This is a genomic window from Paenibacillus sp. GM1FR (genome assembly GCF_002803315.1).
Lineage (GTDB): Bacteria > Bacillota > Bacilli > Paenibacillales > Paenibacillaceae > Paenibacillus > Paenibacillus amylolyticus.
In genome coordinates this window covers 165,496-186,564 of record NZ_MKZL01000001.1, presented here as the reverse complement: position 1 = coordinate 186,564, position 21,069 = coordinate 165,496, and the positions used below count along the sequence as shown (strand labels likewise).

Annotated in this window: 14 protein-coding genes; 5 read left to right on the top strand and 9 right to left on the bottom strand. The window is 43.6% G+C overall.

The annotated features are described in order from the left end of the window. Window position 1 precedes the first annotated feature (1 nt). Window positions 2–622, top strand: coding sequence for a TetR/AcrR family transcriptional regulator (locus PAEAM_RS00800; RefSeq protein WP_243391223.1), 621 nt, complete (start codon window positions 2–4; stop codon window positions 620–622). 91 nt (window positions 623–713) lie between these two features. Here PAEAM_RS00800 and PAEAM_RS00795 read toward each other — a convergent pair whose 3' ends face one another. The 8 genes from PAEAM_RS00795 to PAEAM_RS00760 form a co-directional block, all read right to left on the bottom strand. Further along, window positions 714–2,975, bottom strand: a complete 2,262-nt coding sequence (locus PAEAM_RS00795; protein ID WP_100526277.1) for a glycoside hydrolase family 3 N-terminal domain-containing protein — start codon at window positions 2,973–2,975, stop codon at window positions 714–716. Between the two features lie 98 nt (window positions 2,976–3,073). Next, complete coding sequence (locus PAEAM_RS00790) at window positions 3,074–3,994, bottom strand: carbohydrate ABC transporter permease (RefSeq protein WP_100526276.1); 921 nt, start codon at window positions 3,992–3,994, stop codon at window positions 3,074–3,076. Window positions 3,995–4,009: 15 nt separating this feature from the next. Further along, window positions 4,010–4,951, bottom strand: coding sequence for an ABC transporter permease (locus PAEAM_RS00785; protein ID WP_047844314.1), 942 nt, complete (start codon window positions 4,949–4,951; stop codon window positions 4,010–4,012). A gap of 321 nt (window positions 4,952–5,272) precedes the next feature. Then, a complete protein-coding gene (locus PAEAM_RS00780) occupies window positions 5,273–6,949 on the bottom strand; it encodes an ABC transporter substrate-binding protein (protein ID WP_100526275.1) in 1,677 nt (558 codons plus the stop codon). Between the two features lie 42 nt (window positions 6,950–6,991). Beyond that, a complete protein-coding gene (locus PAEAM_RS00775; RefSeq protein ID WP_100526274.1) occupies window positions 6,992–8,653 on the bottom strand; it encodes an ABC transporter substrate-binding protein in 1,662 nt (553 codons plus the stop codon). Window positions 8,654–8,774: 121 nt separating this feature from the next. After that, window positions 8,775–10,487, bottom strand: a complete 1,713-nt coding sequence (locus tag PAEAM_RS00770) for a sensor histidine kinase (RefSeq protein ID WP_243391222.1) — start codon at window positions 10,485–10,487, stop codon at window positions 8,775–8,777. Window positions 10,488–10,492: 5 nt separating this feature from the next. Continuing rightward, window positions 10,493–12,079, bottom strand: a complete 1,587-nt coding sequence (locus tag PAEAM_RS00765) for a response regulator transcription factor (protein ID WP_100526273.1) — start codon at window positions 12,077–12,079, stop codon at window positions 10,493–10,495. Between the two features lie 105 nt (window positions 12,080–12,184). After that, window positions 12,185–14,167, bottom strand: a complete 1,983-nt coding sequence (locus PAEAM_RS00760) for a hypothetical protein (protein ID WP_100526272.1) — start codon at window positions 14,165–14,167, stop codon at window positions 12,185–12,187. Between the two features lie 159 nt (window positions 14,168–14,326). On the opposite strand from PAEAM_RS00760, the gene PAEAM_RS00755 reads away from it, so the two are divergent. Then, window positions 14,327–15,178 (top strand): AraC family transcriptional regulator, encoded by an 852-nt coding sequence (locus tag PAEAM_RS00755; protein WP_100526271.1) that lies wholly within the window; start codon window positions 14,327–14,329, stop codon window positions 15,176–15,178. A 119-nt stretch (window positions 15,179–15,297) separates the two neighbouring features. On the opposite strand, the gene PAEAM_RS00750 is transcribed toward PAEAM_RS00755, so the two are convergent. Further along, window positions 15,298–17,616 (bottom strand): glycoside hydrolase family 95 protein, encoded by a 2,319-nt coding sequence (locus PAEAM_RS00750; RefSeq protein ID WP_100526270.1) that lies wholly within the window; start codon window positions 17,614–17,616, stop codon window positions 15,298–15,300. 263 nt (window positions 17,617–17,879) lie between these two features. Between PAEAM_RS00750 and PAEAM_RS00745 the strand changes: the two genes are divergently transcribed. The 3 genes from PAEAM_RS00745 to PAEAM_RS00735 all read left to right on the top strand — a co-directional run bounded on the left by PAEAM_RS00745 (window position 17,880) and on the right by PAEAM_RS00735 (window position 21,000). Then, window positions 17,880–18,323, top strand: coding sequence for a MarR family winged helix-turn-helix transcriptional regulator (locus PAEAM_RS00745; RefSeq protein ID WP_100526269.1), 444 nt, complete (start codon window positions 17,880–17,882; stop codon window positions 18,321–18,323). Window positions 18,324–18,643: 320 nt separating this feature from the next. Further along, on the top strand, window positions 18,644–19,852 hold the full coding sequence (locus PAEAM_RS00740; RefSeq protein WP_100526268.1) for an MFS transporter: 1,209 nt from the start codon (window positions 18,644–18,646) through the stop codon (window positions 19,850–19,852). A gap of 20 nt (window positions 19,853–19,872) precedes the next feature. Then, the gene (locus tag PAEAM_RS00735; protein WP_100526267.1) at window positions 19,873–21,000 is read left to right on the top strand and encodes an NtaA/DmoA family FMN-dependent monooxygenase; all 1,128 of its coding nucleotides are present in this window, start codon (window positions 19,873–19,875) and stop codon (window positions 20,998–21,000) included. The last annotated feature ends 69 nt before the right edge of the window (window positions 21,001–21,069 follow it).

Sequence of the window (21,069 nt, the reverse complement as noted above, 5' to 3'; positions counted from 1 at the left end):
ATTGGGAAATAAACATCGTGATGATTTGATTGCAGCAGGTAAGGAGCTTTTTTTGAAATATGGATTGCTCCAGGTGAAGATTAAGGATGTATGTACGAAAGCTGAACTTAGTAGAGTGACCTTTTATAAACATTTCCAGTCAATGGATGAACTTCTTCTAGCCATTCAGATGCAACTGATCGAACATTTAACGGATGAGGTTAGCCGTGCTTCAACGAAGGACTTAAACGGGCGGGAACAACTCACGGTTATGTTGAATGCATGGGTTGTTTATGCCGAGAATCATCCAGACTACATCCGGTTTATTCAATTGTTTGATATCAACTATGAGATGTATGATTTTAGCCCTGAATTAAGAGAAGAGTATGATAAGTTCAACCAGAACGGGAAAGAAAATCATTTCCTGATGGACGCTTTATCCCAAGGTGTTGTTGACGGCAGTATTAAGAATCCGTCCCCTCCGCTGGATCTGGCTCAGTTTATCTTCACAACGATGATGGGCATGCTCCAGCGCATGGTAACTATTCGTGGTGCTCATGATAATTCATTGGATATGCGGATGACGGAGCAATTTGTGAAGATGCTGCTTCATTTTGTTTGTAGCGAAGAAATACCCGAGTGATGGCATGGTAGATGGATCGATAAAACAAAAGTTTGAAATAAAAAACGGATTCCGTATGCTGGAATCCGTTTTTTTCTTCATTAATTAAGCGTTAATCCGTTAACACGGGCAACTGTCCTCCAGCTTTTAGTTGACCAAGCAATACTTTGATCCCGGCAGACGTATTTGGCTCCTGCTTTCCATACACAGCAATTCCTGAGCGCACGTTTTGCAAATAGATCATCTCGTATGGGTTACCGAGTGAGAACACCGTGTATCGCTGATTACTCTCGTTCATCGCATTAATCAAGGTTTGATAATCACTCCACCCGAACTGGCTGGCCACATTGCGGAATTGGTAAGAAGCAAGAATCACATAATTGGCTTTGCTAATCGCCTGAAGTGTTTCATTCATGTTGCCTTGACCAACAAGTGATATTTCAGTCTTTAACGACAGGTTGTTAGCGGCTTGCAACAGTTGCTTTTCAAGCTGTTTCGCCTGTTCCTGCTCGGCTGCGACAATAACAACCCGGTCGCCTTGCTTCATTGGATCAGGAAGCACACCTTCGCGACTGCTGAGTACAGTGACCGCTCGCTCTGCGATTGTCTGCTCCACTGCTCGGTGCGCCTTCGATCCGATGATACCGTTAAGCTGAGTTAGCTTTTGCGCAAGAGTTTGACTGCGTTCAAATAAACCATATTTCGCTTTCATCTCCAAGATTCGTTTCACAGATGCATGTATGGTTTCATCCTTGATCGTTCCATTGTTCACCGCGTTTACCAGCGTTTGATGGGCCGCTACTGAATTTTTTGGCATAAGGATGATATCAACACCTGCGGAAACGGCGCGTTCTACCGATTGATTCTCCCCAAAATGTTCTGCAATTGCATTCATGGTAAAGGCATCAGACACAATGAGACCTTCGTATCCAAGCTCTCCGCGAAGAAGTCCTGTCAGTACCTTTTTCGATAAGGTGGCAGGAATCGGCACACGTTCACCGTCTTTGAGCGAAGTGACATGTTCGTTGTCTATGGCAGGGAAAGCAATATGTGCGGTCATAATCATCTCCACATCATTTTTGATTGCAGCCCGAAACGGTTTTAATTCTACCGCATCAAGCCGTTCTCGGTTATGGGCAAGCACAGGCATACCAAGATGGGAATCTACCGTTGTATCTCCATGTCCCGGAAAATGCTTAACTGCCGCCATCACCCCTGATTGCTGTAGCCCTTTTATCGTTGCCAGACCAAGCCGTGTCACCATATCCGCATCCGAGCCAAACGACCGTATACCAATGATGGGGTTATCTGGATTGCTGTTGATGTCCAGCACTGGCGCAAAATTAATCTGCAATCCCAGTGCCTTCAGCTCCTCTCCTGTCAGCTGACCAGCTGCTTCGGCTAGTGTTGCATCTCCAGTTGCCCCAAGCGCCATCTGACCGGGAAGGTTCGTACCTCCTGGTATTCGTTTAATAACGCCTCCTTCTTGGTCGATGCTAAGAAATAGAGGAATGTCACCTGCTTCTCTTTGTATATCATGTGTGAACGTTGTAAGCTGCGTCACGTCTACAATATTTTTGTCAAAAAGAATAAGTCCGCCCAAGTCCTGATCATGGATCGTGCGTTTCAGCCCCTCATTAACGGTCGTTGTCGCTTTACCATTCCATTGCCTAATGTCAGGCATAAGCATCTGACCAACTTGCTCGCTCACCGTCATATAGGATATCAGTTTGTCCCAATCTTGTGTCCGAATGGCCACTTCACGTTCGAAGCGAATTACTCTCGCCATAAATACGGCATATTCAGCGCGCGTGACAGCTTGATTCGGACGGAAGGTGGCATCTGAATAACCGCCGACCAAGCCATTTGAACTCATAATAAGAATGGGTGCTGCTGCCCAATGCCTGTCCGTGTCTGTCCATTTTGCGGCGTTCTTACCTTCCACGAGTGCATATGCCCGTGTAAGGAAGGCCGCAGTCTCTGCGCGGCTAAGTGGTGCATCCGGACGGAAAGTTCCGTTAGGAAAACCACTTGCAAGTCCATTTTTAGCAGCTATCATGATTTCTCGATGGAAAGGATGTGTAGTTGGAACATCGGAATAAGTTGTGCCTTCCACTGCTCTTTGAAGCTGATCTGGATAAAGCTCCCGCACCATAAAAGTGACAGCTTGTGCCCTTGTCACAAGTGCCTCTGGCTTGAAGATCCCATTGCCGTATCCGGCTACTGTTCCCCGTTTCGCCATATACGTGATGCCATCCTCTGCCCACTTTGAATACTTTAGATCAACAAACGTTTCTTCCGCAGCTGCCGTTCCCACCCCTATAAGCATAGAGCCAACAACGGCACCAATAATCGTCATCCATTTTACATGCATTTGTTTCACTCCTGTTGTATTCTATGGATGAATAGACGTTACTACGGTATAGTTTGTTGCGTTTTCATAAGTTCAATGAAATTATATTCAGGTCATGACTATCCCTTCACGCCACCAATCGTCATACCCTGGACAAAGTATTTCTGTAAGAACGGATACACCATCAGAATAGGAACACTTGCAATAATGGTCATGGTCGCTCGAATCGAGGTTGGTGTGACCGCCGTTGCATTGCTTTCGGCAGACTGATAAGCATCACTTGCTGATGAAGTCGCTGAGGTTGTCGAAGTTTGCAGAATCTTCATCAACTCATATTGCAATGTGCTTAATTCTTTATTGGAAGAGTTGTACAGGAATACATCGAACCAGGAATTCCATTGTCCCACAGCTACAAAGAGTGATACGGTTGCCATTGCGGGAATCGTTAGCGGCAGGACAACGCGGATAAATGTCGTGAACTCCCCTGCCCCGTCAGTACGGGCTGACTCCAGAATGCCTTCAGGAAGACCTTCAATAAATGAACGGATGACAATCATATTGAAGACACCAATTACACCCGGAATGATATATACCCAGAAGGAACCGATCAATCCAAGGTCTCGAATCAGCAGATAACCGGGGATCAACCCCCCGCTGAAATACATGGTGAATACAAAAAACATCGTAACAAACTTGCGTAGCACAAATTCCTGACGACTAACCGTATACGCGAGCATGGCTGTACAGAAGACGGACACCACGGTTCCAATGATCGTACGCAACGCCGAGATCAGAGTTGCGTGATAAATATCGGATTCGCCAAAAATGTATTTGTAGTTGTCCAGTGTCCATACACGAGGCCATAGATATATTCCACCCCGAATGGCATCATTTGCATTATTGAAAGATACGGCAATCATATTAACAAAGGGATAGATCGTCACAATCATCAGACATACCATGAAGATGATGTTAAAGGTGTCAAACGCTCGATCCCCGGTGCTGCTATTCCGCAAGCGGGATGTGTTTCCTTTACGCATGGCATAGGCCTCCTTTTAGAATAGTCTGCTCTCTCCCATTTTTTTCGCTATATAGTTCGCCGAGAAAAGGAAGATGAAGCTGACCACAGTTTTGAATATGCCAGCTGCTGTACCTAAGGAAAAGTTCCCCATCCCTAATCCATATTTCAGTACAAAGATGTCCAGATTCTCCGAATAGTCCATATTCATCCCGTTACCCAGCAGATATTGCGGTTCGAATCCGGATTCAAGAATACTTCCCATGTTCATGATCAACAAGATCACAATAACCGGTTTCAAGCCAGGCAGGGTGATATATAACATCCGTTTGAAGCGACTGGCTCCATCAATCTCGGCAGCCTCATATTGCGCCGGATCAATTGCCGTAATTGCTGCCAGATAGATAATGGTGTTCCAACCGACATCTTTCCAGACCTCAGTTGCCCCCAGAATACCCCAGAAGTATTCTCCTTTCCCCATCCATAGTACCGGACTGTCAATCAGGTGAAGCTTCATCAGCAGCAGATTGATAATTCCGTCTGGTGACAGGACTGTTAATACAATGCTGGAAGCAACAACCCACGAGATAAAGTGAGGCAGATAACTGACGGTTTGCACAAAACGTTTAAATATGACATTTTTCAGCTCATTCAACAAGAGAGCCAGCGTAATTGCTGTCACAAATCCCAACACCAGTTTAATGGAACTCATAACGAGTGTATTTCGCAGCACCCGGTAGAAGGTATTGTCTTCAAATAACGTACTAAAATGTTGCCAACCTACCCATTGCTGATCCGAGAAGGACCTTGCCGGTTTGAAATTCTGAAAAGCCATGGTCCATCCCCATAAAGGCAGGTACTTGAAGATAAAAGCCCAGATGACAAAAGGAATACACATCCAGGCAAGCGTTCGTTGCTGCACAAGTCGCTTAAAGAACGAGTGTGCTCTGGTTCCCTTCGGACTCGAGGCTGGAGGCATTGAGTTAAGGGAGACATTAGGTTTCTCCACGGTGAACCTGCTCCTTTCCTGTGCTGTTATTCATGCGAGGAGAAGCCGGAGTTTATGCTCTTTCGTCTTCTCCTGCGCATGTAACAGTTTGTTTTAAAGAGGTTGTTCAAAAAGTCCGCTTTTGATTACGAAAGACGCCTTGCGGCATCATCAGCATCGAATATGGAATTCAGCCGAAATGTCCGTTGCTCACGTAGTTTTCCCTACGCTCCGCTACTCCATTTCTAGCTTCATCCCATCTTCTTGGTACTGAAAACCGGTCTTATTGAACACGCACTTAAAGTGTTCGTATTACCATTTTCCTGCAACACGATCCTTCACAACTTTGGTAATGGTCGCTTCATAACCAGCTTTATCCAATTTGTTCAGTTCAGCCATGTAGGCATCCCACAATTTATCAAAATTCGATGGCGCTCCCAAGATCATCTCCGGCAAGTATTTACGTTGCAAATCATCCGATTTGGTCGTGAAGATCTGTTCAGGTGATCCTTGCTCCAATGCGATGGACCATGCCGGGAACCAAGGCCGCTCTTCCGGTTTGTTAAACAATTCACTAAAGGTTTGGATACCGTAGGCTTCAAGGAATTTCTTATCTCCCTCGGTGTAAGATGCAGCGGCCACTTCCGGCTGGTTGCCAGGGCTATAAGCGTTACCATCGGTTAGTGTAGATTCACCGCCATATTTCGGCCAGTCTGTCCCAAAGTAGGTGAACCCGAATTTACGGCTGAGCTCCAGATCATCATGAGCCTTGCGTTGATCTTCATTTGCATAATAGAATCGGCCCTTTTCATCCACACTGTACGTCTCATCCTTGATTCCCCATTGCACCAGAACCTGATTCTCTTCCTTCAGCAAATTATCGAAATATTTGATGATACGAACAGGGTCTTTGGCATTCACCGAGATACCTGTTGCATAGTTGTTGACAAAGCCCGGAGGATCAACATACTGATCCTTAATTCCTTCATCAAACACAATCGGAAGTGGTGCATAACGTTTCTCATCAATGCCTGCCGAGAGCAGGTTTTTCGACGCATCTCCAACCTGCCAGCCATAATTGAAGTATCCTAACACACGACCCGAAGTCAGCTTGGCCAAATACTGGTCTTTGTTCATCGTAAAGGATTCCGGATCAAGCATGCCTTGAGCATTGATTTCATTCAACTTCTGAATCCATTTTTTCTGAGCATCTGTTCCGGCGACAACTTTTGCCTCATGGGTAGTCATGTCCACCATGACACTGCCATCGTTCGGATAACCGGCAAGATGCATCGCTGGATTTTGCAGTGTGAAGAAGTTATTAGCCACACCCGCAAGTGACACAAATCCGATTGTGTCTGCACCGTCGACAGTTGGATGTTTTTCCTTATAATCCTGAATTAGATCAAAATATTCATCCAGTGTAGTGATCTTGGGATAATCAAACTCTTTGAGCACAGATCGTTGAATCCAGAAAGCTCCTCCGCCCACATTTGGACTACCTGAATACTCACCCTGATTAGCCGTATAAGGCAGGGCATAGATTTTACCGTCTTCGGCATTTTTCATTTTATCGAAATATGGTCCATACACCCTTTTGATATTAGGACCGTATTCCTCAATCAGATCATCCAGCGGAATATAGGCACCTGCATCCAGTAACTTGGACATCTCACCACTGGAGCTAATGACATCAGGATAGTCTCCACTGGCAATCATGACACCGGCTTTTGTAGCACTATCACCTACCAGATATTCCATCTTCCAGTCCACACCCGTCTGCTCTTGCAACGCTTTACCGATGGTAGTTTCGCTTGCCAGAACATCCTTCTTGCCTGGAGAGAACATGTAATACGAGAACGTGACTGGACTGTTCTCATCATCACCTGTGGCTGAAGGCGCTGATGACGAACTGTTTTGACTGCACCCAGCCAGCAAAGCTGTTAGTAATACAGCTAAACCCGCTGTTCTAAATTTTGGTTTTAACATGTGAATATTCCCCCGTTCCGTGTTTTCTCTCGTGGATTACACTCACCATTTGCCAGCTACACGATCCTTAACTGCCTGTGTTATCGTAGCTTCGTATGTTTTTTTGTCGAGTTGATTCAATTGACTCATATATTCATTCCATGTGTTCTCGAAAGTGGAAGGCGAATCCATAATCATTTTGGGTAAATATTTCTTCTGGAGGTCTTCTGCCTTGGTGATAAAAATCTGTTCAGGAGAGCCCTGCTCCAGTGCAATAGACCAAGCAGGAGACCAAGGACGCTCATCCGGTGTGCTGAATAGTTCTGTGAATGTCTCCACACCATATTTCTCTAACAACAGCTTGTCACCGTCCGTGTAACTAAAGGTAGCCACTTCTGGTTGGTTGCCCGGTCCATAGGCGTTGCCATCCTCCAGCACGGAGTTATTCCCGTAACGAGGCCAGCTGTAATTAAAATAGTCAAAGCCGAATTTACGACTTAATTCTGGATCTTCATGTGCCTTGCGTTGGTCATCATTTTCAAAGTAAAAGCGACCCTCATCATTCACACTATACGTCTCGTTCTCAACACCCCATTGAACCAGAATCTGGTTTTCTTCCTTGAGCAAATTATCAAAATATTTAATAATTCGCACGGGATCTTTAGCATTTACGGTAATTCCGACACCGTAGTTGTTCACAAAACCTGGCGGGTCCACATACTGGTCTTTGACACTGTCATCAAATACGATCGGGAGAGATACGTATCGTTTATCGTCAATACCAGCCTTCTTGAGGTTGTTCGTTGCGTCTCCAACCTGCCAGGAGTAACTGAAATATCCCAGCACCCGACCGGATGTCAACTTGGCGAGATACTGATCCTGGTTCATTGTGAAGGATTCTGGATCAAACATCCCCTGTGCGTTAACCTCGCTCAGCTTCTGAATCCATTGTTTTTGATAATCAGATCCGGCTACCAGTTTGGCTTCATGACTCTGCATATCCACCATCACACTGCCATCGTTTGGATAACCTGCCAGATGCATAGCTGGATTTAGCAGGGTGAAAAAGCTGCCCGATTCACCCGCAAGTGTAGCGAAGCCGATAGTTTCTTTTCCATCGATCTGCGGATGCTTTTGCTTGTATTGCTCAATCAAGTCAAAATATTCGTCCAGCGTTTTGATCTTGGGATAGTTAAACTCTTTTAACACAGCACGCTGAATATAAAAGCCGGTCTGAAAATTAGGCTCTGACACATAACCGATGTTGGCAGTGTATGGCAAGAAATAGATCTTTCCATCCTCCTGTCTGAATTTGTCCATATAAGACCCGTATACTCGCTTGATGTTAGGCCCGTATTGATCGATCAGTTCATCCAGCGAGATAAAAGATCCTGCATCCATCAATTTGGCCATTTCACCACTGGAGTCGATGATATCGGGGTAATCACCACTCGCAATCATTACACCTGCTTTGGTTGCACCGTCACCGACCAGATATTCCATCTTCCAGTCAACGCCTGTTTGTTCCTGTAGCTTCTTGCCAATGGTCGTGTTGCTTGCCAGAATGTCCTTCTTGCCACCGCCAAACGTGAAATATTTAAAGGTGACCGGGGTGTTGTCATTACTGTCAGGATAAGAGGCTTCCGGGCTGGCTTTATTACAACCTGCCAGGGTTACAGCCAGTAAAATGGCCAGACCTGTTATAATGTTTTTTTTTCTAAACATGTAGCAAATGCCCCCTTAACGTATTGTTTGTGTCTTTAAGCCTTCTCAATATATCAAGATAGCGCTTTCAAAGTTACCCATGAAAGTGTACCTCCTACTTTGAAAAGTATATCCCTCGTATTTAGTCGCCTGGCATGGCTGATGGATCAAGTGGAAGCTTAATTTGGATACGCGTACCTTCTCCTTCCCATGTCTGGATGTCGAATGTAAAGTGATTTTTATAACAAAGTTTTAAGCGACTATACGCATTTTTCATGCCAACATGCTCTCCCATATCGGTGTTTTGATCCAGGTAACTTAACAACTCTTCTAATTTTGCTTGTGACATCCCTATACCGTTATCCGTTAGTCTGATATGGAGCTGGTCATTTTCCATTGAAACAAAGAGTTGAATGATGCCTACACCCGGAGATGACTCAATTCCATGAATACTTGCATTCTCAACAAAGGGAAGGATAACCATCTTGGGGATTCGGTACATCAGTACCGCAGGATCTGCTTCAATGGTATATTGGAGTTTTTCTCCAAAGCGGTATTTCTGAATTTGCAAAAAACTCTCGATGAGTTCCAATTCTTCCTTCACTGTCACATCATTCTGATTCCAACTAATCGACTTGCGAAACATCTTGGCCATGTTATGCACGATTTTGGCAGTCTCTTTCTCACCTTTGATGAGGCTCCGCATACGTACCGACTCCAGCGTATTAAACAAAAAATGTGGGTTGATCTGACTATGGAGCGCATGAAGTTGTGCTTCCTGCTGCTTCAACTCCAGGTCTTTCTTTTGGATGTCGGCGAGATATACCTCATGAATCAGGTTATGGATCGTCTCGGTCATTCGATTAAATTCCATCGTGAGTTGACCTATTTCATCTCTTGCATCTTCAGGCGGAATCGTCTGGAAATTCTGTGTTTTTACTTTTTTCATATGTTTTAGAATACGCACCAGCCTGACATGGATGGATCTGGACATCGCCGCGATGATAATAGAAGGCAGGACAAAATTAATGCAAGCCAGCCATACGACGAAGGAACGGGACTTCCGCACCTCCTTCAACACAATTTCTTCATCCATCACTCCATGCAGGGACCACCCTTCCAGATAGTTAATACCTGTATACGTAATCTCAAAGGGAATCATTTTGTTTGGAAACTGGATCTCGCTGTAACGTTTCCCTATCTGAGCTTCTGCTGTAGGATCATTTGAAAATTGGATGTGTCCTCCCGGATCAAGAAGATACACTTTTCCATCAAATCCGCTGTTGTGGAAATACTGCTTGATCATATCCATATTCAGGTCAATTTTAAGTAACTGCTCTCTCCCCCCAGTGTCCAGATTGTCGAGCCTTTGAACCAGACTTAACATCTGATCCGATGAGATCAATGCCGGATAAGGGGCGGAGTATGCCTGAAATTGAACGTACCAGTCCGAGTTGCGGACATCGTCAGTTAAACGATCAATATAACCGGAAGATAAAATGGTAGAATTATCGGTATACACTTGATACCAGCGAATCCCCTGATTCATTTGCCCGGAGAATTGCCCTTTTAGATAGGAATTATAAGCGTCAATGTACTCAAAATGACTTTGAAATGAACGGGAGATGGTGTCGTTGAATACAGGGTCAGTATATAACGAATAAGAGAGGCCGACGCCCTGATCAATGGTTACCCGCAGGTCATTCTTCAGATTGTTCAGTGCCATGCCGGCATCACGAGTTTTCTGACTGCGAATATTGGCAGATGTGACATTGTAGAACACCACATTGGTAACAACGATGGGAATAAACACAGATAAGACATACATAAGCAGTAGCTTATCTCGAAGCTTCATGTAATTCAGATTCCATCTTGGCATTGTGCACCTCGCTGCTCATTTCCCATAAGGAGATTGCGATACTCTGTAGGTGATAACTTAACCAATTTCTCAAACTGAGTTACAAAATAATCCGCATTCTGAAATCCTACACGTGCAGCAACCTCGTACATTCTCAGATCCGTCTGGCGCAATAACTTCTTCGCTTCATGAATCCGCAGGTTGAGCAGATAGTCATTAAAGTATTGATTGTAACTTTTGCGGAATAATCGCCCAAGATAAACGGGGTTCATGTAGAAGAGCGCAGCAATGCTTTTGAGATTGATGTTCTCGGTATAATTTGCATCAATATATCGTTTGATCTTGCTGATATCACCTTTGGATCGCTCCATCCGCAGATGAGAGACATAATCCTCGGCTTCCTCCAACGCGATGAGAAAAGCATCTTTCAATAGTCGTAAATTCCAACCTTCATGACTTTGTTGTGCCAGCTCCTTCAGTTGTTGCAACCCTTCATCATTACCACCCATTTCGTGGACCACAGCGAGAATACCCGTTATATAACGCAAAAGAGAACCTGATACAGCCTGAGAAGAAAATCGATTCATATGAAACAATTTGAATTTCTCTTCTACAATCTCGTGATAAGCTGACCTATTCCCCTCTTCCAGGCTCAGAATTAATTGATCCACCTCGTCTTGGTATACATTAAAAACAAACAGCCGTTTGTCCTTGATCTCCGTATAACGTACGACACCACCAGTTTCAGCATATTTATGCTTGGCTGCTTCTTCAGCCGCCATAAGGGATTGTGGGACATCACCAATTTCTTTGACAAGTGTTCCTGCGTAAAGACCGATATCCAGGTTAAACCTTTTGCTCAGTGTTATATGAATATTATGCAGTTTATCCTGCAACGCCGGACCCCCTTGATGATGATCAGGCCACGACAGTAATAAAGCAAACGTGCCGCGTTGTTGCTCACTGATGAACATTTTACATAAATTACTCTCCAGAGAATGTACTGCTTCACGTAGCTGTTCAATGGTAATTTTAATTGCATCTAATCCGGTCTGAAGTTCAATCAAAGTCATGAGCAGACTGGAGTTACGATTGATCCCAAGCATCTCGGCATATCGATGTTCATCCTCCTTCTGTACATGGCCTTTGATCACATCCTCCAGCATGATGTTACTGGCCTGTCCCTCAGCCAAAAGAATATGTTTTCTTTTATTGCAAATCAGATTAGCTGACTTCTGCAACGTCGCCGTCAGTTCTTCATCATCAATAGGCTTCAGGATATAGTCATGAACACCGTACCTGATTGCCTGCTGTGCATATTTGAAGTCATGATAACCACTGATGATAATGAACACAGGTTCCAGATGTGGCATTTTCTCTACGGCACGTATCAGTTCCAGTCCATCCAGGATTGGCATGCGGATATCTGTTATAATCACGTCTGGTTGCAGGCTTTCAATCAGATTTAATGCCTCTGCACCGTTCTCTGCCTCTCCGATAATCTCCATGTTAAGATCCATCCAATTAATGAGTTCATACAGCCCTTTTCGTACATACATCTCGTCATCTACCAGTAATACTTTTAACATCCGTGTGTCCCCTTTCCTCCAACGAAAATAAACCGCCGGTAGCGTCTCTCCCTATCGGCGGAATGAATCTAATATGGTGACTGTTGTAGTTATTGCATAATACATTCATTCATGTCGTGCATAATCCCAATAGTCGCCAACGAGGCCTTCAATGATCGATCCACTGGCCCATGGCATCAGGCAAAACCAGGTGCTGGCTGGCGTACCATCCGCATATTTTTCAGTGACCAATCCTTCCGAATGACAGAAGCGTTCAGACATCCATCCTTTTTTGCCATAGCCGAATTCTTGATCATAGCGATTATAGGTCTGACACCCCCACCCGATGGTATCCATCATACGTTGGCGAATATAAATGTCTTCCCGTTGTCCAACATAATACAACAGCTCATCCACCAGATTGCTGGACATGGGGTGAATATGTGGATTAGCTACTGAAGTAACACTTCCCCCGGAACTGGACCAGCCTAATGTACTGAGTGGAGGAATCTTAATAGGTGAGTTGTAACAAAATTTGAAGCTGAATTCATAACTGATCGCATCTCTCATGTGATCTAGATACAGCTCGTCACCGGTCAACGCGTGCAGAAACCGAACAGCTTTGATGTAAGCCAGAATACCTTCCGAATCAACTGCCTTGTCCGCATCCAGCGGAGCGCCGTAACATTCCATGTGTTGCACATAGGTGTTGTAATAGTGGGCTTCACTTCGTCTGAGCTCTTCCAGAGAAGATTCATCATGGGTTAACCAACAGTGATATGCCTTGGCAGCAAGACACCAGACTCCACTAAAAGCATCATATTCAAGACCTGCTCCGGTCCGCTCTGACAAAATGGTGGGATATTCTCCATCCGTGTTTTTCGTGCACTCCAGACGATCAAGTACTTGCTTGACGTAAGCAAGCCAATCATCGTGTCTCACATTTCGAATGCGCTTCTCATAATCGTAGCTTTTCAGAATGTAGAACATCGCTTGAGCTACAAGGTAAGAGGAATGTCCAGGGGTGCGCATGCCGTCGAACCACCAGCCTTTAACACTCCAGATCCCATCCTGATAAGCATCATACGGAAGTCCGGATTCGGGATTCATGGCATTCTCGATAATATTGGTAATACAGGATAACGCCTGCTGTCGCATGGGCTCATTATTCTGGCGCAGTGCGGCCATAAGCATTGGTGCAGCGATGGTCATACCATTTGTCCAACTGATTGAGATAATTTTGTTGTATCGGTAGCCACCGGTTTCAGCAGCATCTTCATATACAAATGTAGAATAATGACGATCCTCCGGAAGCCAGGCATACTCATAGATGGCATTGGACAAATCCGTTACCGTTGTCTGAATGTCACTTCCTTCTCTTGGTTTTTCGCGATACCTCCTGTAGATTTTTTCCAGTGCTGGATTGATGCCCAGTTCTGATTCAGACTCGTAGTTATATAGTTCAAGAGTGAGCCCAACCGATTCACCTGCCGCAAGTTCAAAACAGTTTTCTCCAAGGGCAGCTCGCTCATGGACAAGTCTGGATTTGATAAATAGCAACGGAGCATTCTCATATCCCAACGTATATCCGACCGTACCCTTTTCAATAGAACATGTGAATCCACCATATTGCACAAACGTTCCTTCCATTCCTGGATACCATTGCTGCTTCTGGCTTCCAGTATTGATCCAGTAGGGACTTGCGCTTAGACCAAAAATCCGACCTTCATCGTAGATAAGTGCAGCCGGATGAGACAGACGATCACTTCGGACCATCCACCAGGGTGATGAAGGGCGAGAAGGACTGCCCTCCCTTAGTCTGGGGAACTCATTTGGGACATTCTGTGGTGCTTCGCCCCGGTTGCGGCCATACATAAATGCAGGCAAAAAAAACCTCGGATTCTTTTTGTCCAACGGCATTTCCACATGAATAACCCCTACCCAGGCATTCTGGCCCTCGTTGTAAATCTGAATGTCGGCTTGCCATGGGTCTTCTGCACTGCCGTTCCCGCTTGTTACTTTTACGTCAGCCTTGAGAGCATGCTTATTCAATGCCGTGTACTCTACGTTGTCCTGCGCTCTACTTCTAGCCGTGAAAATCAGATCCATCTTTTCCTCCAATCGCGTTGTACACACCTGAGTGGAAACGCTTGCAATTATGTATCCATCATGCTAGGATGGTTACATTTTATAGGTTCACGTCTGCAATTTCATTGCACAAACGGCTATATTTATTGCGCGAAACGACAAGGAGGTCATATATCTGATATGAATGAGACTTCAGAATACCTGTTTGATCCAATCCAGAATGAGCTGTTGTACCTTCATCGCACCACCACGTATAATATGGGAACGTTTTATCATCGACATAATGCATATGAACTCTACTTGTTTCTTCGTGGCAATGTGAATTTCTATATTGAGAACCGTTGTTACCATTTGCAACGTGGAGATCTGCTCGTTCTTAACCCGGAGGAGATGCACCGTTCCTTTGCCTTGGACAAAAACGAATATGAGAGAATTACCATAAATCTGAAAAAGTCATATCTGAACCGCTTGTCTACTTCAAGCACCAACTTATCCGCATGTTTCGACTACCGTCCCAAGGGTAAGGGTAACATCGTACATCTTGAAGAGGACGAACTTCAACGAGTGCTACAATTAGCTGACGAGCTTGAACAGTATCTCTCATCAAGTGACTATGGAGCGGATATTCTGGGGAATATTTTGATTACACAGTTACTCCTTCTAACAAATCTAACTTTTCAAAATACGGATTTTGTTGCAACGGATATTATGCCTGAACTAGTTCGAAACACGATGGATTACATTGAATGTAATCTGACGAGGCAACTGACGCTCGAACAATTGTCAGAGGCTATGTTCACGAATAGCAGCTATATTAGTCGGCAATTCAAAAAGCATACCGGACTCACGATTCGAGCATACATTCTTAGTCGCCGTATAGAGCTGTCGAAATCTTATTTAATCGAAGGTTTAAGTATTACAGAGGCCTGTTATCAATCCGGTTTTGGAGATTATGCCAATTTTATTCGCAGCTTCACCAAGCAGGTAGGCACTTCACCTGGTAAATTTGTTAAATATGGAAGTCTTCTTTAAACATTGCATTAAGCAAAACACGCCAACTCTTGCCTATATCTTATATTATCTCAGCCAAAAAAAAGAGCGAAGACCGGCAGTTTTGTCAGCCGGCATTCGCTCAGGTAATCAGTAAGTTCTTATTTGTTATTCCAGTCGTATCCTCTTAGTTCAATTATTGAATTGGGGCCAGGAAAGGTTAATTCTATCTTTTGGTCCAGATAGGATACGGTTACTCTTGATTCTGCAATAGAGCGAATTCTGGTATTGAATAGACGACCATTATTCCATTCCAGATCTATTTCAAATCCGCCACGAGCCCGAATACCACGAATATATCCTTTTGGCCAAGCTGATGGCAAAGCAGGTAACAATCTGATTACTTCGTTATGACTCTGAAGAAGCATCTCTGCTATCCCTGCAGTACCTCCAAAGTTCCCATCAATTTGAAATGGAGGATGGTCACAAAACAGATTGGGTAACGTGGAGGAACGTAGAAGTTCCACGATGTTATCGTGTGCAAGTTCCGACTCCTCTAATCGTGCCCACATGTTGAGAATCCACGCCCGGCTCCATCCTGTGTGTCCACCACCGTGTTCCAGTCTTCTGTCGAGTGTTACACGAGCTGCCTTGGCCAGGTCAGGTGTTGATTGCAACGTAATTTGCGTTCCAGGATGCAAAGCGAATAAATGGGAAATATGTCTGTGACCAGGTTCCAATTCATCATAATCGTTACTCCACTCTTGGATCTGGCCATGTTTGCCAATGGAGGTCTCCGGTATTTTGGTTAAAGCACCACGGAGTAATTCTCCAAATTCCTGATCCTCTTGCAATATTCGGGTACTTTCAATGCAACGCGTGAAGATTTCTCTAATAATCTGATTGTCCATTGAAGCACCAAAACATAAAGCCCCCGACTCTCCATTATCTAATATATAGCGATTTTCCGGTGAGGACGAAGGACATATCACCCAATTGCCGGTAGGATCCTCTATTAGATAATCCAGAATAAACATAGCCGCATCTTTCATCGTGGCGTAAACTTTTTTGAGAAATTGAACATCCTTATTGTATTCGTAGTGGTCCCATAGATGTAATGAAAGCCATGCTCCTCCCATAGTCCAAAAGGTCGATGTCATGCATACATCCTGCGGAGCAGCGTCTGCCCAGATATCCGAATTGTGATGAGCAACGAACCCTTTGCATCCATACATGGTTCTAGCGGTTTCCTTTCCCCGGACTTGCAGTCGATCTATAAAATCAAATAATGGAACGTGACATTCAGACAGATTGCAGCTTTCTGCAGGCCAGTAGTTCATCTGTGTATTAATATTAATCGTATATTTGCTATCCCATACAGGAAGCATGTCTTTATTCCATATCCCTTGAAGATTTGCCGGTAAAGAACCTGGACGACTACTTGAGATAAGCAGATAGCGACCAAATTGAAAGTATAGACTCAGCAGTTCCGGATCATGCTGACCAGCTCTAAGCCGCTCAAGGCGCTGATCGATTGGAAGTTCGGAACATATCACATCTTTATTTTCATCTTCGAGATGTATATCCATCTTTTCGAATAAGGTATGATAGTCCGAGACATGATCGGCGAGCAGTTCGCTATATGGCTTTGTTGAAGCGGCCTCAATTCTTCGGAGGCACTCCGCTTCAAGTTGTTCCTTAGGTACTCGGAAATCCGTGCAAGCCGTGATTAGAATAGTCGCTGAATTACCATCCTTCAGAGAAAGCTGGCCGCTTGAATAATGAACCTGCCCTCCTTCAGATATAAGGCGAATCGCACAACAAAATCGGATTCCGTCTTCTCCCCCACTTCTTCCCCGGATGATCAAGTCATTCGTTCCACGCTTCTCGATCCGGTCCAGATAGGATTGGAAACCAACAGGATGCTTAAGAATATCTGAATAGGATGTTGGTTGCAGAACGGTTCCCCTGCCAAAAATAGTGGAGAAAGATAACTTTCCAGGTACGCTAGATTTGAGATGAACAACGAGTACTTGATCCGGGTAGCTGGCAAAATAATCACGGCTGTAAATGGATTGATCTGCGGTATAATTCACGTTTACCTTGCCTTGTTCCAGATCGAGATGTCTTTGATATTCATTTGGTTCATGTTCACTGTGGTCCATAGCGATATAGAAGTCCCCTAATGGCTCATAATGCCTTTGCCCGTCAGGAACACCTACCAAAGTATCTGCTGCGAGTTCTTCTGCTTCCCTAATCTTACCGTCAAAAATCAGGCTTCTGATCTGAGATAAAGATTCAAGTGCTTGAGGATTATTCCGCTGCATCGGACCACCATACCACAGACTATCTTCATTAAGCTGAATTCTCTCGATCTGTGTTTTCCCAAAAATCATGCCACCAAGAGTTCCATTTCCGATAGGTAATGCCTCTTCCCATGTTCCAGCAGGTTGATTAAACCAGATATTTTTGGTCTTCACGTTAAAACCTCCAACGAATTATAATTCCTCACATTTTTCATGTTAAGTGTGTTCCGTTTGTATGTTCTTTCAGTGTACTGTAATCTCTTCAACATCTAAATGAACAAAATTAACTTGAATTATCACAATCTTATCCCAGCATTAGAGGTATAATCGTAAATTCGGAAACGGACAGTATAGGTAATACATTGATGATCCTGATGTGTACAAGGTTGACATTCAGTCCACGAAGTTTCAAAATAAAGTTTAGGGAGGTTAAATAAATGGATGATAAAATGAATGATCAAGGTGGTACCTTTTTTTCGATTAAGCGGATTTCTCGTGACTTAACCCATCTCACCAACCAAATGTGTGCTAAATTAGAAGACGGACTCTCTTCTGCTCAGATAGATGTATTACGCTGTTTATGGAAAACAGGAGATGGACTTACTCAAAAAGAGATATTGGAAAAGTTAAATATCCGTCCTGCATCATTATCAAATCTTATTGACTGCTTGGTTGCAGGGGGCTGGGTGACCCGAAAGGTTGATTCAAAAGATGCACGTGTAAAAAGAATATTTCTCACAGAGACAGGCAAAGCGCAAGAGGAAAAGAATTTGCATACAATTGATGTTATTGAACAGAAGATGCAAGAAGGATTTACAAATGAAGAAATATCCTTAATGCGAGTCTGGCTAAAACGAATGGAAAAAAATATAAAAAGATAAGCTATTGACAGAACTCTTAACTTCACTTTATTATTTAGTTTACCTAAATAAATATTATAAAGAGTGAGATTGAGGTGATAAGACTTTAAAAAATTGAAATACTTGATATGTTACACTGTTATATTATTTAGTTTACCTAAACAGTTATTTATGTAGTAGCACTTGGCAGTAAAGCTGTTACAAAGCGTCATTGTATTAACAACGCTCCCAATCATCTTGAAATAAGCATACTGCCCTTCTCGCTGGAGTATTCAAAGTTGTGTTTTATTGTCCAACATTTTCAGAATTACAAATTATCGATTACAAGGTGGAGTACTAAAATGAGTAAAACATGGAAACTACAAATATACTTGCTGACCCTGATCAGTCTTTTAGTTGGCACTTCGCAAAATGTCTTTGTGGGCATTTTGGACAAAGTTGCTGATTATGCTGGTGTAACCGTCTCTGCTGCGGGTCAGCTTGTTACCCTATTTGCATTAGCCAATGCAATAGGCACGCCTATCATTATATTAGCAACAGCAAAGTTAGACCAACGTAAACAGTTGATATTGGCTCTCGCATTAACTGTTCTCGGAAGTGCTATGACGGTCATTTTTTCTGGTTTCGGATTTTTGATGCTGTCACGCATTGTACTCGGAGTTGGAATGGGAGTCTTTATTGTCACTGCTTTTTCCCTCGCAGCAAAATTATCACCACGAGGTCATCAGGCGAGTGCCCTGGCTACTGTGACAATGGGATTTAGTGCTTCTCTTGTCATTGGAGTCCCCATAGGCCGTTTCATTGCTGCATCATTCGATTGGAAGATAATTTATTGGGGCATCGGTCTCTTATGTCTTCTAGCAATTTTTGCCGTCGCTAAAATGATTCCTGCAACAAAAAACGAAGCGCCAGTTCCTCTCGGCAAACAACTCGCACTTTTGAAGAATTCAAAGATTACTTTCTCTCTCTGCGTGACATTCTTTTTATTTATTGGATACGCAGTGTTTTATACGTATATTACGCCTTTCCTGAATACCGTCTCACCGATGAGCGAACGAGCATTAAGTCTTACTTTACTTGTTCTCGGGATTGCTACATTAATTGGCTCCAAGCTCGGTGGATTTATGACGGATCGTTTAGGCTTCGCCCGTACACTATTTTTCGGTATGTCTGTTAATGCTCTTGCTCTTATAATGCTCTCTACCATAGCAGGGTCGTATATTGTCACTTTTGTTTTGCTTATGGTTTGGGCAATTGCTGCTTGGACATCAGGGCCAACCCTGCAGTACAACCTCGTCTCAATTGCTCCAGAAGCGTCTGGAATTATACTTAGCTTAAACAGCTCCGTCCTGCAACTTGGGATGGCTACGGGCGCAGCTTTCGGAGGGCTGGTCACTGCTGGATTATCCATTCAATCAGTCAGTTTGGTAGCCGCTACTTCAGTTGTCGTTGCAATTAGTATTTTTGCAATTTCATTCGCTTTGTTCCGTTCCAATGCCAAGACCAGATTAACGGATAATACCCATGTTTCAACAAACGAAACAAGTTAAAATGAAAGGGGAAGATATACATGAAAGAGAAAAGACAACTTAAAATCGGTGGTACCATAGATGGAGTTGGCTGGAACTATATAGGTTGGCGTCACCCAGATATGCCCGCTAATGCTAGTGAGAGCATAGAATACTATGTACAAAAAGCTAAAAGATTAGAAGAAGGAAAGTTTGACACCATCTTTTTAACTGACGTCAGCCATATAGGACCGAATATGATCCCGCATTATCTAAGTATGTTCGAAGGTGTTACTATTCTCTCTGCATTAAGCATGGTGACTCATTCAATCGGGCTAACTGCAACAATTGCCACTTCCTATGCAGATCCATTTACCGTTGCCCGACAGATGGCTTCTTTAGATAAAATTAGTAATGGACGTGCAGGCTGGAATGCCATAACTTCAAATCCGGGTGGATTAGCAAATTATAGCCGGACCCATCTTTCAAAAGCAGATTTGTATCCTATGAAAAAAGAGTTCTTAGAGATTGTTGAAGGCCTGTGGGACTCCTATGAGGATGACGCTTTTATTCGGGATAAACAAAGAGGTATATTCTTTAATTCGAAAAAAATGCACGCTCTAAACTTTAAAGGGAATTATTTTTCAGTGGATGGTCCGTTAAATATTAGCCGTTCGAGACAAGGAAGACCCGTGATTTTCCAAGCTGGCTCCTCTTCAGATTTCATGAATATTGCTGCAAAGCATGCTGACGGAGTATTTCTCCCTTCTGATGACTTAGAAGATGCTAAAGCATTCAGTAATGAGGTAAAAAGAAGGGTCGCATTAGAAGGCCGATCGCCTGATGATTTCATAATTACACTCTCGCATAATCCGATTGTAGGACGCACAGAAACAGAAGCTGAAGAAAAATTTCAAGAATTAGAAAGTTTAATGCCTGGGTACAGAATACCTAAACCTAAATTTTTTGGTTCTGCAGAAAAAGTAGCGGATCAAATTCAACAATGGTATGAGGCAGGTGCGATGGACTTATTGAAGATCAGACAGGAGCATCCTTCAGGATTCGATGACTTCATCAAATTTGTTATTCCTATTTTGCAAGAAAAGGGAATTTTCCGTACGGAATACGAATCAAACACTTTACGTGGTAATTTAGGTTTGCCCTATCCAGAAAATAGATATTCAGTTTGAAAAAGAATAGTTGCAACTGATGTGAACTCGTTTATATCATGATTAATTACTAAATAATCAGTCGAAGCG

Excerpts from the sequence above, each read along its gene's own strand:
- PAEAM_RS00785 (WP_047844314.1), bottom strand. The coding sequence starts at position 4,951 with ATGCCTCCAGCCTCGAGTCCGAAGGGAACCAGAGCACACTCGTTCTTT.
- PAEAM_RS00745 (WP_100526269.1), top strand. The coding sequence starts at position 17,880 with ATGGATGATAAAATGAATGATCAAGGTGGTACCTTTTTTTCGATTAAG.
- PAEAM_RS00790 (WP_100526276.1), bottom strand. The coding sequence starts at position 3,994 with ATGCGTAAAGGAAACACATCCCGCTTGCGGAATAGCAGCACCGGGGAT.
- PAEAM_RS00735 (WP_100526267.1), top strand. The coding sequence starts at position 19,873 with ATGAAAGAGAAAAGACAACTTAAAATCGGTGGTACCATAGATGGAGTT.
- PAEAM_RS00775 (WP_100526274.1), bottom strand. The coding sequence starts at position 8,653 with ATGTTTAGAAAAAAAAACATTATAACAGGTCTGGCCATTTTACTGGCT.
- PAEAM_RS00755 (WP_100526271.1), top strand. The coding sequence starts at position 14,327 with ATGAATGAGACTTCAGAATACCTGTTTGATCCAATCCAGAATGAGCTG.
- PAEAM_RS00765 (WP_100526273.1), bottom strand. The coding sequence starts at position 12,079 with ATGTTAAAAGTATTACTGGTAGATGACGAGATGTATGTACGAAAAGGG.
- PAEAM_RS00760 (WP_100526272.1), bottom strand. The coding sequence starts at position 14,167 with ATGGATCTGATTTTCACGGCTAGAAGTAGAGCGCAGGACAACGTAGAG.
- PAEAM_RS00770 (WP_243391222.1), bottom strand. The coding sequence starts at position 10,487 with ATGAAGCTTCGAGATAAGCTACTGCTTATGTATGTCTTATCTGTGTTT.
- PAEAM_RS00740 (WP_100526268.1), top strand. The coding sequence starts at position 18,644 with ATGAGTAAAACATGGAAACTACAAATATACTTGCTGACCCTGATCAGT.
- PAEAM_RS00780 (WP_100526275.1), bottom strand. The coding sequence starts at position 6,949 with ATGTTAAAACCAAAATTTAGAACAGCGGGTTTAGCTGTATTACTAACA.
- PAEAM_RS00795 (WP_100526277.1), bottom strand. The coding sequence starts at position 2,975 with ATGCATGTAAAATGGATGACGATTATTGGTGCCGTTGTTGGCTCTATG.